The 13,440-nt window shown below is 66.1% G+C and carries 12 protein-coding genes; 3 read left to right on the top strand and 9 right to left on the bottom strand.

From position 1 onward, the window contains the following. Nucleotides 1-148: 148 nt before the first annotated feature. Complete coding sequence (locus NFL01S_RS00060; RefSeq protein WP_063915773.1) at nt 149-1,099, top strand: AEC family transporter; 951 nt, start codon at nt 149-151, stop codon at nt 1,097-1,099. Nucleotides 1,100-1,230: 131 nt separating this feature from the next. Here NFL01S_RS00060 and NFL01S_RS00055 read toward each other — a convergent pair whose 3' ends face one another. Next, nucleotides 1,231-1,530, bottom strand: a complete 300-nt coding sequence (locus NFL01S_RS00055) for a hypothetical protein (RefSeq protein WP_062970170.1) — start codon at nt 1,528-1,530, stop codon at nt 1,231-1,233. A gap of 239 nt (nt 1,531-1,769) precedes the next feature. Between NFL01S_RS00055 and NFL01S_RS00050 the strand changes: the two genes are divergently transcribed. Then, complete coding sequence (locus NFL01S_RS00050; RefSeq protein ID WP_245670459.1) at nt 1,770-3,065, top strand: NsdA family TPR-like regulatory protein; 1,296 nt, start codon at nt 1,770-1,772, stop codon at nt 3,063-3,065. Next, a complete protein-coding gene (locus NFL01S_RS00045; protein ID WP_063915764.1) occupies nt 3,062-3,946 on the top strand; it encodes a phosphotransferase enzyme family protein in 885 nt (294 codons plus the stop codon). Before NFL01S_RS00050 ends, NFL01S_RS00045 begins: the two co-directional genes overlap by 4 nt. A gap of 118 nt (nt 3,947-4,064) precedes the next feature. Here NFL01S_RS00045 and NFL01S_RS00040 read toward each other — a convergent pair whose 3' ends face one another. The 8 genes from NFL01S_RS00040 to NFL01S_RS00005 form a co-directional block, all read right to left on the bottom strand. Continuing rightward, nucleotides 4,065-4,712 (bottom strand): oxygenase MpaB family protein, encoded by a 648-nt coding sequence (locus NFL01S_RS00040; protein WP_307614428.1) that lies wholly within the window; start codon nt 4,710-4,712, stop codon nt 4,065-4,067. A gap of 484 nt (nt 4,713-5,196) precedes the next feature. Further along, nucleotides 5,197-6,666, bottom strand: coding sequence for an FAD-dependent oxidoreductase (locus NFL01S_RS00035; RefSeq protein WP_062970168.1), 1,470 nt, complete (start codon nt 6,664-6,666; stop codon nt 5,197-5,199). A gap of 76 nt (nt 6,667-6,742) precedes the next feature. After that, nucleotides 6,743-8,008: an NAD(P)/FAD-dependent oxidoreductase gene (locus tag NFL01S_RS00030; RefSeq protein ID WP_062970363.1), complete on the bottom strand. Its 1,266-nt coding sequence runs from the start codon at nt 8,006-8,008 to the stop codon at nt 6,743-6,745. Nucleotides 8,009-8,040: 32 nt separating this feature from the next. Continuing rightward, nucleotides 8,041-8,361, bottom strand: a complete 321-nt coding sequence (locus NFL01S_RS00025; protein ID WP_062970166.1) for a 2Fe-2S iron-sulfur cluster-binding protein — start codon at nt 8,359-8,361, stop codon at nt 8,041-8,043. Nucleotides 8,362-8,370: 9 nt separating this feature from the next. Beyond that, on the bottom strand, nt 8,371-9,609 hold the full coding sequence (locus tag NFL01S_RS00020; RefSeq protein ID WP_062970165.1) for a cytochrome P450: 1,239 nt from the start codon (nt 9,607-9,609) through the stop codon (nt 8,371-8,373). Nucleotides 9,610-9,642: 33 nt separating this feature from the next. Then, nucleotides 9,643-10,548: an SDR family NAD(P)-dependent oxidoreductase gene (locus tag NFL01S_RS00015; protein WP_062970163.1), complete on the bottom strand. Its 906-nt coding sequence runs from the start codon at nt 10,546-10,548 to the stop codon at nt 9,643-9,645. 34 nt (nt 10,549-10,582) lie between these two features. Further along, nucleotides 10,583-11,530 carry an SMP-30/gluconolactonase/LRE family protein gene (locus NFL01S_RS00010; RefSeq protein WP_062970161.1) on the bottom strand — a complete coding sequence of 316 codons (948 nt, stop codon included), beginning with the start codon at nt 11,528-11,530 and terminating at the stop codon, nt 10,583-10,585. Between the two features lie 623 nt (nt 11,531-12,153). Next, complete coding sequence (locus NFL01S_RS00005; protein WP_062970159.1) at nt 12,154-13,206, bottom strand: hypothetical protein; 1,053 nt, start codon at nt 13,204-13,206, stop codon at nt 12,154-12,156. Nucleotides 13,207-13,440: the final 234 nt, after the last annotated feature.

The following is a 13,440-nucleotide window of genomic DNA, read 5'->3' as shown; positions in this document are numbered from 1 at the left end:
AGCCGCAGAACCCGTTGCCCTCTTGCTCAGCGGGAACACACCGGGCCGGACCCCTGAATCGCCGCGATGCTGGTTCGGTGCGTTCGACTTCGACTCCCCGGCGCCGCGATAGACGCCCCGTTGTACCCGCCGCCGCCGAGTGGGCACGGTGAACGGCGTTGCCGGCACAGTCATCCAGCTCGTACCCATCGCTGTACTCGTCGTCGCCGGGTGGTGGCTGGCGCACCGCAAAATCATCGCCGCCGAGGTCTCGAAACCGCTGTGCGACCTGACTTTCCTGCTGCTGATCCCGGCCTTCCTCTTTCCGGAGTTGTACGCGAGCGATCTCCGGCAACTCTTCGATATCCAGGCGATCGCCACCTATGCGGGGGTCTCGCTGACCGGCATGGTGATCGTCGGCGGACTCTGCCGGCGCTTCACCAACGTCGGCGCCGCGGGTACGGCACTGCGAATGATGGCGGCCTGCCAGATCAACACCGCCTATTTCGCCATACCCGTTTTCGTGCAACTGTTCGACGACGCCGCACCTGTCCTTCCCGTCCTGGTCCTGCAGGTCTGTTGTCAGACGGTCCTCGTGCTGATCATCCTGGAACTCGCCGAGAACCACCGCACTGCCGGCCGCCATCCCGCGGTGAGCGTCGCCCGCTCGGTAACGGCCGCCCTGACAACACCCGTCGTCATAGCCTGCGCTGCTGCCATCGCCTGCAACATCATGTCGCTGACGGTCCCCGAAACTGTCCTCTCGGGCCTGTCGTTTGCCGGGGAGGCGGCGTCTCCGGTCGCGCTGATCGCCCTCGGCCTCCACCTCGGTGGCTCGACACTGCGCCTGCGCGGCGCGACTCCGGACGAGAACGCGATCATCGTCGTCAAATGCGTGATATTTCCGCTGATGGTCTTCGGTCTCGCCGAGTACGTCCTTCCCATCAGCGATCCGTGGCCGGCCTATCTCACGATGCTCGCGGCGATGCCCACGCCGCAGAACGTTTTCGTTCTCGCCGGTCGCTACGGTGGCGATCTCGACTTCGCCGGATCGGTAGTAGTCAAAACCACATTCGTGGCGCTGCTACTGCTCCCGGTCTGGACAACCATCGTGATGTAGATCCCACACCGCCGGCCACTCCCGGCGGCACTGCTTCGGTAGCGGTCATCGCGATGGCCACGAAATCGTCGCCACGATTACGAGTACCGGAAGCCCAATCGCGATCGCGAAGCCTGCAATTACCGGGGCGCTCACGGCGATACCTTCCCGAACGCCCAGCGTGCGAAACTGAGACGCGGTAGGACAGTCTCCACGTCGGCAACGCCCATGACCCGATTCAACTCCAGCGGGCCGAGATGATCGGGGGCAGGAAGAATCACCACGTCCGCCCCGGAATTGCGGACCTGGTCGGCCACGGACAGCACCGAAAGTTCGTCCGGCCAAATGAGGCGATAGCCGAGTCGCTTTGCCAGGCGTAGCACCTGCGCCCGGTCCCAATGGGGCGAGATGCTCGTGTCATGGTCGATCCAACCGAACGCAATCGGCCGCATCACATCGTCTCCCTGTCATCTCCCCGGCCGGCTGTCGCCTGCCGCCACGAAGCGGTGCTCGATCTTTTCGAGCGGCCGGGATCAGGTTGTCTGCCTGAACCGGCTCGTTCTCGAGCTGCCCACCAAGCCTTGTAGATCGCCGACGGTCCGTGGAGGGCAAGTTGCGGGGCAGATCGGACGGAAACCGATCCGAGGTCTGTCGGGTCAATAGACTGGCCCTGGCCTATCGAAGGGGCGAGATGTCGACACCGAATCTGAAACTTCAGCAACGTCGAGAGGCGACTCCGTCGCCGACCGCGGCGGAACGGTCGATGACCCGCGCCGAATTGGCCGAGGCGGTCAACGACTACCTGTGGCGAACCAAAGGCCGGCGCTGCGAACTCGACGCTCACACGATCGCCCGCTACGAGCGCGGCGCGGTGCGCTGGCCGGGCAAGGATTACCGCCAAGCGCTGTGCGCCGTTCTGAATGCGACAGAAACCGAGCTGGGCTTCGCAGCAGTACGCCGGACAACGGACCAGGATCGTCGGGACGCGCTGGCGATCAACTTGTTCAGCCCGTTCGATCCGGAGCTGGTGCCTGGGGATTACCTGCGTGGAACGCAGAGCCCGATTCGAGTAGGGCTGTCCGAAGTAAAGAAGGTCCAGTACGCCGTTGGCCGAGTGGCCTCGGTGGAGAACCTTCACGGTGGTGGACTGGTTTCCGAGAGCGCAGCCGGTCATCTGCGCGCTTTCGCGCCGCTCCTCCGCGGCCGGGCATCACCTTCGACACGACGGGCACTGTTCGAGGCAGTCGGCAACCTCAGCGCTGTCGCCGCCTACTCGGCCTTCGATATCGCCGACTATCCCGCGGCCGAGCGACGCTTCCGGTTCGCACTCTGGTGTGCCGACGCCGCGGGATCCTGGGAGTTACGCGCGGCGACTCTGGCCGATATGGCGCGGAAAACCGCCTATATCGGCAACAGCGACGGCGCACTGTCACTGATCGAACTGGCACAAGTCCGCTCCGACCGGCTCACCGCCACGACCCGTGCAATGCTCACCGCACTGCGCGCCCAGTTTCTGTCCGCAGTCGAGCGCACCGACGAGTCACTCTCGGAGGTCGCGCGCGCCGACGAGTACTTCGCCACCCGCCGGCCCGATGAGGACGCACCATGGATGTGCTACTACGACCACGCCGAGCACCTCGGAAGTACCGGCAAAGCCCTTGTCACTGTTGCTGTATCGCGCAGACGCACCGACTTGGCCGCGCGCCGGCTCCAGGAAGCCATTCGACTACAAGCGGAGAGTTATCCCCGCTCGAGGACCTTCTCCCGTATCCGGCTGGCCACACTCACCATGCAACTCGGCGAGCCCCGCGCGGCAGCCGTCATGGGAACCAGCATCACGACCGACGCCGCGCAATTCCACTCCCGGCGCATCCGCGACGAGCTTCGAGGTCTTGCCGCCGCCGCGGCGCCCTATCGGCGAATAACCGAGGTCGCTGAGCTCCGCCGCACCATCGGGACTCTGCCGGCGCCCGAGGCGGCGTCATGACCCCGGCCTCGGCATCGGCAGATATCCTCCGGCGGGCAGCCGCCGCCGCAGGAATCGATCCCACCGACGCAGCACCGCTACGGACGGGATCCAATGACATTTTTGAATTGAGAAACGGGATCATCGCCCGGATCGGGAAGCCGAACAGCATCGACACAGCAGAACGGGAATTACAAGTTTCCCGATGGCTCAACGTATCCGGGATTCCCACGGTCGAAGCCTCGGAATCTCGCTACCGGCCGACCGTTGTCGACAACCGCCCTGTCACCTGGTGGCGGTTGATTCCCGACCACCGCCCCTCCACCCCCGCCGAGCTCGGTGCTGCCCTTCGCCGGCTCCATGTGCTCGACCCGCCGACCACTTTCGAACTGCCGCAATACCAGCCGTTCGCCCGTGTCCTGGAGGAGCTCTCCGCGGCAACGGCAATCGGCGACGAGGACCAGAAGTGGTTGATCCAGCACTATTCGACGCTTCGGCAGCAATACGAGCAGCTTCCGCCCGCCGAACGAAAAGCGGTAATCCACGGCGACGCCTGGCAAGGAAACCTCATAGTTTCCCATTCCGGCACACCGGTCTTCCTCGACCTCGACAAAGTCTCTATAGGCCGACCCGAATGGGATCTGGTTCAACTTGCCGTCGACCACACCGATTTCACTCGCCTCACGGCCGCCGACTACCGGTCCTTCGTCGCCGCCTACGGCGGCCATGACATGACCACATCCACGATGTTCCGCCTTTTCGCCGATATCCAGGAAATACGCTGGACGACCTTCGCGATCGGTTTATCCCACCGCGATGAATCCGCACGAGCGGAAGCCGCGCACCGCATCGCCTGTCTACGCGGATACATTGCGAAGCCATGGGTTTGGAACGCACTGTGACCGGTCGTCAGATCCGGTGGAAGCCGGTTTCGGTGCCGCGCGCTGTCTCGGTTCCAGGGGCGGACCGGGCATGTCAGAGCCACGCGGCCGGGCCACAGCGGCCGGATCGATTGCGCGGTCAGCCCAGAGCCGGGGTGTAGGTGCGGGCGTCGCTGACGAATTCTGGTTTGCCGTAGGTGGCCAACCGGCGCTCGATGAGTCCGATCAGGTAGCGGTCGACAATCGGCGCCAGTCGCGGGATGCGGCGGGCGCGGTCCACGATCAGCAGCCGCCCGATGATGAAGGGGGCGGTCACTGCGATCCGCGCGATATCGGCCGGATCCAGGGATACGCCCATACCTCGGGCGATGCGCAGGTTGCCGCGGCAGAACGCCACAACGAAACCTGCTTTGCTGTAGCTCTTCTCGACTGCGTCGGCGATCCGGTCGTACGACGAGTCGTTCGGCCGGAGGTAGGCGGCCATCGTCGAGCGGATCAGTTCGCCGCAGGTGGTGTCGTCGAAGGCGTCACGCAGAAGGACGGCGCGGGCGTGGAATACGTGGATGATCTCCGCGGGCGTGGTCGGTAGCAATTCCTCGGGGAGCCCGAGCAGGAAACAGCGGTAGCGGCTGAATTCCACCTGGGCTCGCTCACTGGCGGTGAACTCGGTGCGCCCTTGCCGGTGCACTTGGAGGACCAGGAGATACAGGTCGATCATCCCGGCCGGCATCTGATCGACCTGCGGCACCTCGCACGAACGCCTGCGCGCACTGGTTCGGCGACTCAACACCGACCTCCTGCAAAGGATCCGGTGATCATGCGCCTTCCACCCGGCACGGCACTCAGGCGGACTCGACACAATGACCTCACGCGTGCAGGACGATGAGAAGCAACCGAGCCGACCGGACAATCCGGCACTGGATGTATGCGGGCCGGCGGACCAGCCGGCAGCCCAACACGGTCAGCACGCATCCCCCCGGCCGTACACCAGGAACACCCGCGCCGGTGATCACCGCGCCCGAGGGCACCGGTGATCTCGCGGTCAACGCCCTCTACCAGCCGCGCGCCACAACAGCCGCCCACCCGGAGAGGTGGCCCGAGTGGCATGCGCCGCTCATCCCACCGTGCGGAATCCGCACCGGGATCTCGGTGCCCCGCCTTCACGGGAGAACAGTCGGCCGATCAGCTCGGTCTCCGCGAAGGGATGCCTCGTACAGGTTCGGTCACCAGTCGGCCTGTTCCGAATTCATCGGTCGGCGTTTCCGCGGACGTCAGGATCCGGCAGCCGCGCGACCGGCGCGGCGACCGTAGAAGCTACCGTCCCCCAAGGAAGCCCCGCTGACGTACCCGCCGGCGCTGATTCCCGAGGTGCAGCGGCCCGCGGCGAACAGGCCGGGGATCGGGTCACCGGAGACGTGCACGACCCGGGAGTCGAGATCGGTCCGCAATCCGCCGAGGGTGAAGCCGCCCGTGCGATTTCGTAGGTCGTAGGCCGCCAGCGGGGTGCCGATCGGTTTCACCCACTGGGTTTTCTTACCCAGCAGCGGGTCGGCGCCGTCTTTCGCATGCCGGTTGTAGACCTCGACGGTCGCCTGCAGAACCCCGGCGGGGAAACCGATATCCGATTCCAGCTCTTCCACCGATTCCGCGACCCAGGTGGGCGGCACGCTGCGCATCGCCGCACTGCTCGAGACGGTGTTGTTCGCCTCCTCTAGGGCGGATTCGTCGATGATCAGGAAAGCTTCGTTGTTCTGGCGGATCAGCGTCGACTGGCCGATATGGCTGGGGTAGGAATCCTCGGGAATGTAGCGCTGGCCGCGCCCGTTGACGAGAATTCCGCGCGCCATCATCTGCGGATCGGCGAAGATGGCGACCTCGATGGCGTCCATATGCGCCAGTTGGGCGCCCAAGGCTTGCGCCACCCGGATACCGATACCGTCGTGTTCCTCGATGGCGGCGGCGGGCCGGTTGACGAGCAGCGGAGTGTAGGCCTCGACCATCTCCTGGTTGTAGGCGAAGCTACCGGTTGCCAGCACCACGCCTCGGCGCGCGCGAACGTACACCGGTTTGCCGTAACGCTTCGCCATCACTCCGGTCACCCGGCCGGATTCGTCGACGATCAGGCGCTGCAGCCGCAGATCGTATTCGGCGCGCACACCCAGCGCCGTGGCGGTATCGGTGAGCGGTTTCATCAGCATGAAACCGCCGCCCTTCTCGCTGGTGTGTTTATCCGCCATCTCCGGGAGATGACCGCGCGGCGCCGGTGCGGCGAGGGTGTTGTGCGGTGCGGCATTCTCGCCGCCGGAATACATCAGGCCCTGATCGGCCGGCGGCTCCCAGCCGGGTTCACCCCAGAATTCCTCTTTGAACGGAACACCCTGCGCGACAAGCCAATCGAAATGCTCCACACTTCCCTGGCAGTAGTCGTGGATCTTGGCCTCGTCGGTGCCCGGACCGAGTGCGGCCATCAGGAATCGTTCCATGTTCTCTGGCGAATCCTCGAAACCGAGGGCCTGCTGTAGGGCGGTGCCGCCGCCGAGGTAGATGAATCCACCCGATAACGCCTCCGCACCACCCCATCCCCCGGTGCGCTCGAGCACCAGTACATCGGCACCCGCACGGGCCGCCTCGATCGCCGCGCTTGCTCCCGCGACTCCGTAGCCGACGACCACGACATCGGCCTCGTAGTCCCATTCGGCCACTGTGACGAGCCGCTCGGGGTGAACACTCACATCCGACATTTGATCTCTCCTGTTCTATGAGACCGGTGACCGATTCACGGGTCCAAGCGCGGCGAACACGGTTCCCCGGCCTACTTCACGGACGCGCAATCGCGCCACTGCCACCGGAGGTCAGCAGCTTCTTCAGCGGGACAGTGCTGTCGGACAACTCTTCGGGTCCCGGTCGTCGCCCGCGCCCCAGCGCCGCTCGCAGTGCCACGAAATCCGCCGGAGCGTTCAGGCATTCGGCGGCCACCAGGCCGTCGCCCGCGAAGTACAGTGCGACCCGCCTCCGCGGCTTGTCCGGATCGGTGCGGACCACCACCGACGTGTGATCGCCTATCAGGCCGACGATCTGCAGTTTCTGGTCGCCCTGGTCCGACCAGAACCACGGTACGGCCGGGACCGGTGCGGTACTCCCCGCCAGTACCGCGGCCGCGACCTCGGCCTGGGTGGTGGCATTGTCCACCGATTCGAGCCGGTAGTGGCCGCCGGTGGGCGATACCCGGGTGGTGCAGTCGCCGATGGCCAGCGTCCGGCCGTCGGAGGTCAGGCACCGATTGTCGACCACCACACCGCCTGCGCAGCGCAGACCAAGCTGGAAGGCCAGTTCGGTGCGCGGCTCGGCGCCGATCCCGACCAGTACCGTGGTGGCGGTAATCTCGCGTCCGTCGTCGAGCCGGACGCCGCGGATCCCGTTGTCTGCGATCGTGATGGCCGTCGGCTGCGCGTCCAGGACGATATCGGTGCCGATGGCCCGGTGCGCGGCACGCAACGCCTCCGCGGTGACTTCTCCCACCGAACGACCCAATAATCGCGACCCGGCCTCGATCACGGTCACTTCCGTACCCAGGGTCCGCGCGGTGGCGGCGACCTCCAGGCCGACGAAGCCGCCGCCGATGACCACGATCGGACCTTTGCGGACCCGGTCGGCCAATACGGAGGCGTGGCCGAGGTCGCGCAGGCGCACGACATCGGGATGTTCGGATCCGGGCAGCGCCAGGGTCCGGGCGCGCGCGCCGGTGGCCAAGACCAGTCGATCGAACTCCCTGGTGCACGATCCGCCTTCGCCGGCGAATTCGATCCGGATCCCTGCCGGTGTGCGGGTCACCTGTTCGACCCGCGCACCGGTGATCAGTTCGATCTCCTTGTCGGCGTAGTGCGTGGGATCGCGGAGCAGCAGCGACTCGCTGGTCACTTCGCCTTTCAACCATCCTTTGGACAAAGGCGGCCGTTGATACGGCAGTCGCGGTTCGTGGGAGACAAGGGTGATCTCTCCGGTAAAGCCCGTCTCGCGCAGGCGGTCCGCAAAATGAACCGCAGCGTGTGAGGCACCCACCACCACGACGCTGCGCGGCGGCATTCCGGCGCGCACCGTTTCCGCTTCCCGCACAGTCAGACCTGCTCATCGGGGACGGTCACGTGCAGGTCCACGCCGTCGGCCAAGGTCAGCTGACACGACATCCGGGAATTGTCCGCACGGTCGGCGGCGGTGCATTCGAGCATATCGTCCTCGTCCTCAGTGGGACCGGCAAAATATCCCAGCTCGGCACGCTCGACGTACACGTGACACGTTGCGCACGACAGGGTGCCGCCGCACTGACCGACGATGCCACGCACACCGTTCTTCACTGCGGTGGACATCACCGAATCCCCCACGGCGCCGTCGATCACCTTCACCGCGCCGTCGGGCTGGGTGTAGAACACTTTCGGCATCGGGCGCTCCTACCAGGACACCGGCAGATCGGTGACCGCCTGGGTCAGGTTGTCCATATCGATCACGGCCTCGCCCTCGAGACGGAGGCTCGGCAGTCGTTTGAACAGCTCGGCGAGTCCGACCTGCATCTCCATCCGTGCCAGCGGCGCACCGAGGCAGTGATGCAGACCGTAGCTCAGGGTCAAGTGCGGATTGTTCGACCTCCGGATATCGAACACCCCGTCGTTCTCGACGACCACGCCGTCGTGGTTCACCGAGCCCGGATCAACCAGAATCGCTTCGCCTTTCGCGATGGGTCTTCCGTCCAGCTCCACGTCCTCTGTCGCTACGAACGGCACCAATCCGCCACCACCGGCGACGGTCGACCCCACCGCCATCCGGCCGTGCCGCAGGATCTCCTCCACCGCGGTCGGCGCCAGACCATCGGGATCAGCGCGGAAGAGCTCGAGCTGATCGGGATTACTCAGCAGCGAGTGCACTCCCGCGCAGATGAAGTTCGCCGTATTGTCGAATCCGCCGATGATGAGCACCAGTGCGATCGGGAGGATCTCACCGTCGGTGAGGCTGTCGTCCTTGTCCCGGGCGTTGGCCAGATCGCTGAGTAGATCCTCGCGCGGCTCCTTCCGTCGTTCCTCGATCAGGCTCATCATGTACACGACCAGTTCGGTCATGTTCGCCACGACCGCTTCCTCCGGCATATTCGCCACCGCAAGCGTCGAGGAGCTCCACTTCTGGAACTTAGGTCGATCCTCGGGAGGCACGCCGAGCAGATTGGCCAGCATCTGGATCGGCAGTGCGACTGCGTAGTCGTGCACCAGGTTGGTCGGTGCACCCTTGGCGATCATCTCGTCGATGAGATGGTTGGCGAATTCCACCGCCGAATCACGCATTGCCTTCACTCGTTTCGGAGAGATCGAGCGCTGCACCAGCTTCCGCAGCTTGGTGTGATGCGGCGGATCCTCGAATTGCAGGGTGGTCCTCAGGAAGTCGGGGAACTCCACGAAATACGGCACCACCCGCTCGCCGGTCCGGAACGGCTCGCGGACGAACCGACCGTCGCTCAGCATCTCCCGGGCCGCGGCGTTGCGGTGGATCACCCAGACGTCGCCGCCGAACGGCATGGTCATCATGGTCATCGGCCGATCGGCGGCGATCGCATGGTATCGCTCCAGTGCTTCGTCCGGCGCCACCGGCGGGAACGGGTATTCGGTGCTCACGACATTGCCGGCCGTCTCGGTTGTGCTCATCGGATCACTCCAATATGTGCTGTGAGTAGAGGATCAGGAGGCCGGCAGCTGCGCGGGCGCGACGACCTGGGGGATGGCTTCCGGTGTGATCGCCATGATCGTGTCGAACCGGTCGGCCACGGTTTCCACGGTGAGCCCGGGATCGTGGATGCCCACGGTGTTGACCAGCGCCAGCCGGTTCACGATGCCGCCGGCCACATTGAACACTTCGCCGGTGACCTCGCAAGTGGGGTGTAGCAGGTAGGCGACGACGGGGGCGACGTGCTCGGGCAGCAGCGCCGTGCGCATGTATTCCATGACTTCCGGCGACAAGGTGCCGGCGGCGGCCTCGGCCATCCGGGTACCGGCACCGGGCGCGATCGCGTTGACCTTGATACCCGCTTCCAGGCCCTCGAGCGCGAGGTTGCGGGTGAGGCCGAACAGCGCCCCCTTGGAACCGCCGTAGTGCGACATTCCCGGATTACCCAGCATCGCTTGGGAAATGGTGTTCACGATGCGTGGTGCGGTGGCCTGCAGCAGGTGCGGCCACGCGGCGCGGATGACCCGGAGGGCACCGAAGTAGTGGACGTCGAGATGCCGCTGGTACTCCTCGTCCGGTACTTCGGCGAAGGGGGCAGTGCGCACGATCCCGGCGTTGTTGACGACGGAGGTCAGCCCACCGAAGAAGCTGACCGCCGTATCGACCAGCGCGCGAGCTCCTTCTTCGGTGGATACATCGCCGGTGCAGGCGACGGCCTTGCCGCCGGCGGCGGTGATCTCCGCGACGACCTCCGCCGCCGGGTCGTCTCCGTCGACCCCGCCGCCGTCGATGCGGGCGCCGAGATCACCGACCACGACCGATGCGCCGCGGGAAGCGAGCAGCAGCGCGTGGGCGCGACCGATACCACGGCCGGCGCCGGTCACGATGACGACGCGGTCGGAGAAGTCCAGTGTTGCCATGTCTTCCTCAGAGTTTCTATGGGTTGCGGACAGATCAGGGGCGGGTGGCGCCGCCGGAATGCTCGACATCGGCCACCCAGATGGTTCCCTGCGCTTCCCGGGCCGATTTCGCGAAGTCGAACACCTCGAATCCAGCGGTTATATACAGGGTTTTGCGGTCCGGGCCGCCGAGCAGGCAGGCCGAGCCGATCCCGTCCTCCAGCGGCAGCGAAACCGCGTGGGTGAGCCCTTGGCCGGTGAAACGCGCGACGTAGCCGCCGCCGGGCATGGCCGCCCAGACACCGCCGTCCGCGTCGAGACCGATCCCGTCGGGCATGAACGGGCAGGTGGCGAAATCCCGCGGGTTCGACAGGGTGCCGTCCGCGGCGCGATCCATCACCGTGATCTTGAAGGCCATCACCTCGGCCACGTAGACCTCGGTGCCGTCGTCGCTGATCGCGATACCGTTGCCGCACATCAGCGGACCGACTTTGGCCGGGGTCGACACGGTGCCGTCCGGCTCCACCACGATCAGCGGGGAGGCCACCGGCTCGTCGCCCTTGAAGAGGTCGAACCCGAGCTGAGTGATGTAGGCGCGGCCGTCGGCGTCGACGACCATATCGTTGGCGGCGGCCAGGGTGTACTCGGAGATATCGGCGTACACGCTCAGGTCGTCGGGGGCTCCGCTGTTGTGCACCAGCACGAGTTTCTCGTGCATAGACACGACGATCAGGCGCCCGTCCGGCAGCCAGCCGAATCCGCCCAGCGTGATCGGCACCTCGGTACCGGCGGCGCGTCCGGTCGCGTCCACCACGACGGTGGCGTTGCCCTCGGCGTCGAGCGTTTTCAGTGTGCCCGTGTACATATCGGAGAACCAGAAGGTGCCCGCGTGCCATCGCGGGCACTCCGGCCAGGAGTAGCCGGCGGAGACCCGGCGGGCCCCCAGCGTCGGAGCGCCGGCCGCGGAGACGGCGGCGGCTACGGTATCGACGGGGTTTGTCATGATGCGGGGCCTTTCGAGGGCAATGACCGGTGAGCCGAGGTCTATCCCCGCGGCAGCGGGCGATCGGGTCGGCCCCGGAGAGTGATCGGGTGGCAGCCACGGGCGGTGGAACCGGCGCGCACAAGCCGTCGGGTCGCCCATTCGCGAGGCCGAGCCGCCGGCGCTACCGAGCGGTTCAACGGCCCATGGCGTCCTACGGCGGGCGGATTGCCGCGGTGTGAGCGGTTCGGCGAGCGGGATCTCCGTCGGTGAACTGCGTCACAAGTCCGTGGCATGACAGGACGATAGGGTCTGCGCGAGGGGCCGATCGACGGCCTCCCATTCAGCGGGAAAACTCGCCGCCGAGAGGAGTGAAACCCACAGTTCAGACACCACCGCAACCGGATTCGGACCCGGCCGTTGGGCGCCCGCGCCGGCGCGATACAGCATGCAGCGTCGGGTCCCGGTCGGCGACGACTGCCCGCCGGACGCCGTGCCCAGGCCGGGCTACCGGGCGTTCTGATCCCGGACGATCTGCGCCTCATCCGGCTGGGCGGGCCCGAAAGCGCATAAGAGCGTTTGCGGAAGTCCGTCGTGGACGTCCGGCCCGGCGGCCATGGCTCGCCGGCGCATCGCGGCGGTGGTCAGTTGATGTCGAGTGGGGCGTCGGCCGGGTACTCGGCGGGAGCCATGGCGTAGGTGGCGGTGAGCAGCGCGATGAAATCCCGGTCGGTCATCGGATCCGCCGGGAAATCGAACTCGATACCGCGGCGTTTCAGGTCGTCGCCGAGAACATCGAAGACCTTGGCGGCGGTGAGGTCGTCGGTGTGGTCGAGATAGCGGTCGGCGTCGCGCCGGTCGTCGAAGACGAGTGCGGTGTAGTGGAAGAGGGTCCGGACGTCACCGTCGGTGTACCGGCCGAGCTCCGTATCACCGTTGCGCACCACCCATTGACCGTTGTCGCCGTGCAGTCGCGTATGCATTTCCAGCTCGGGCATATCGCGGCGGTCCCGCGGGCCGTTGGCCTCGCGCCGGTGGTACATCTTCGAATTGTCCGAGAGCACAGCGGTATTCCAGAACGGCGCCGCCAGTCGCTGCGGCGCGCGGTCGGGCCCGTCGGGCCAGTAGGTGAACCCGCCGTCGATGTCGGAATCGTAGAAGTAGGTGATCACCTGGGAGGTCTTGACCTCCCACTCGTCGAACAGACCCGATTTCGCCATCACACTGAGCAACCAGATCGGGGTATCCACCGAACTCATCCCCCGCCAGTTGCCGCTGTCGAAATGACCGGCGTCGAAGCTGTGCGAAGGGACTGCCATATTGAACAGCATGTGATGGGCCATACCGTAACGGGCACCGTGCACGCTCTTCGCATGCTCGAGCAGCATGCGGCTCAGGTAGATATCACGGATCTCGTCGTAGAAGGCCACGCCCTCTTTGGCGAGGTAGCCGCGGAACACCGGGGCGGCGAAATCCGAGAGCTTCGCATCCGCTTTGCGGTCTGCCCCGCCGGATACCGCCAGATACTCCTCGGTCGACGTGAAATGGTGCGCCAGCACCAGCGGCCACGGCCCGTGCTCGGCGATCACCCCGAACAAGGCCGCGATCTCGGCGCTCGAATAGAGATCGGCGACGATGCTGGGCGGGGCGACCGGGGCGAGCGGATGCCGTCCGGAAGCGGAGAGGGTTGCGGTCATGGTGTCCTTCTTCCTTCGATCCCGATGCCGTAAGAACGAGCGCAGTCGCAAGGGCGCGCCCCTCGGCGGCCGACCGGACTCGGTCCGGCCGGGTGCGCGGGTGCGGAAGGCCGGGGCGGGCCGGCGGGATGGCGGCCGGATTCCCGCGCCTGCGATCCGCACGGACCACGACCGCGCCCCTGCGTGGCTGCTGGGGGGGACCCGGCGCGGTCCGGTTGATCCGCTCTCGACACT

Origin of the sequence: Nocardia flavorosea NBRC 108225 (assembly GCF_001613385.1) — a bacterium.
GTDB lineage: Bacteria > Actinomycetota > Actinomycetes > Mycobacteriales > Mycobacteriaceae > Nocardia > Nocardia flavorosea.
Note: the sequence above shows the minus strand (reverse complement) of the source record. Positions and strands in the feature narration are given on the sequence as shown.

What these genes read in the sequence shown, in the direction of transcription:
- NFL01S_RS00020 (WP_062970165.1), bottom strand. Translation starts at nt 9,609, where the DNA reads ATGAGCACAACCGAGACGGCCGGCAATGTCGTGAGCACCGAATACCCG.
- NFL01S_RS00005 (WP_062970159.1), bottom strand. Translation starts at nt 13,206, where the DNA reads ATGACCGCAACCCTCTCCGCTTCCGGACGGCATCCGCTCGCCCCGGTC.
- NFL01S_RS00015 (WP_062970163.1), bottom strand. Translation starts at nt 10,548, where the DNA reads ATGGCAACACTGGACTTCTCCGACCGCGTCGTCATCGTGACCGGCGCC.
- NFL01S_RS00050 (WP_245670459.1), top strand. Translation starts at nt 1,770, where the DNA reads ATGTCGACACCGAATCTGAAACTTCAGCAACGTCGAGAGGCGACTCCG.
- NFL01S_RS00035 (WP_062970168.1), bottom strand. Translation starts at nt 6,666, where the DNA reads ATGTCGGATGTGAGTGTTCACCCCGAGCGGCTCGTCACAGTGGCCGAA.
- NFL01S_RS00025 (WP_062970166.1), bottom strand. Translation starts at nt 8,361, where the DNA reads ATGCCGAAAGTGTTCTACACCCAGCCCGACGGCGCGGTGAAGGTGATC.
- NFL01S_RS00010 (WP_062970161.1), bottom strand. Translation starts at nt 11,530, where the DNA reads ATGACAAACCCCGTCGATACCGTAGCCGCCGCCGTCTCCGCGGCCGGC.
- NFL01S_RS00045 (WP_063915764.1), top strand. Translation starts at nt 3,062, where the DNA reads ATGACCCCGGCCTCGGCATCGGCAGATATCCTCCGGCGGGCAGCCGCC.
- NFL01S_RS00055 (WP_062970170.1), bottom strand. Translation starts at nt 1,530, where the DNA reads ATGCGGCCGATTGCGTTCGGTTGGATCGACCATGACACGAGCATCTCG.
- NFL01S_RS00030 (WP_062970363.1), bottom strand. Translation starts at nt 8,008, where the DNA reads ATGCCGCCGCGCAGCGTCGTGGTGGTGGGTGCCTCACACGCTGCGGTT.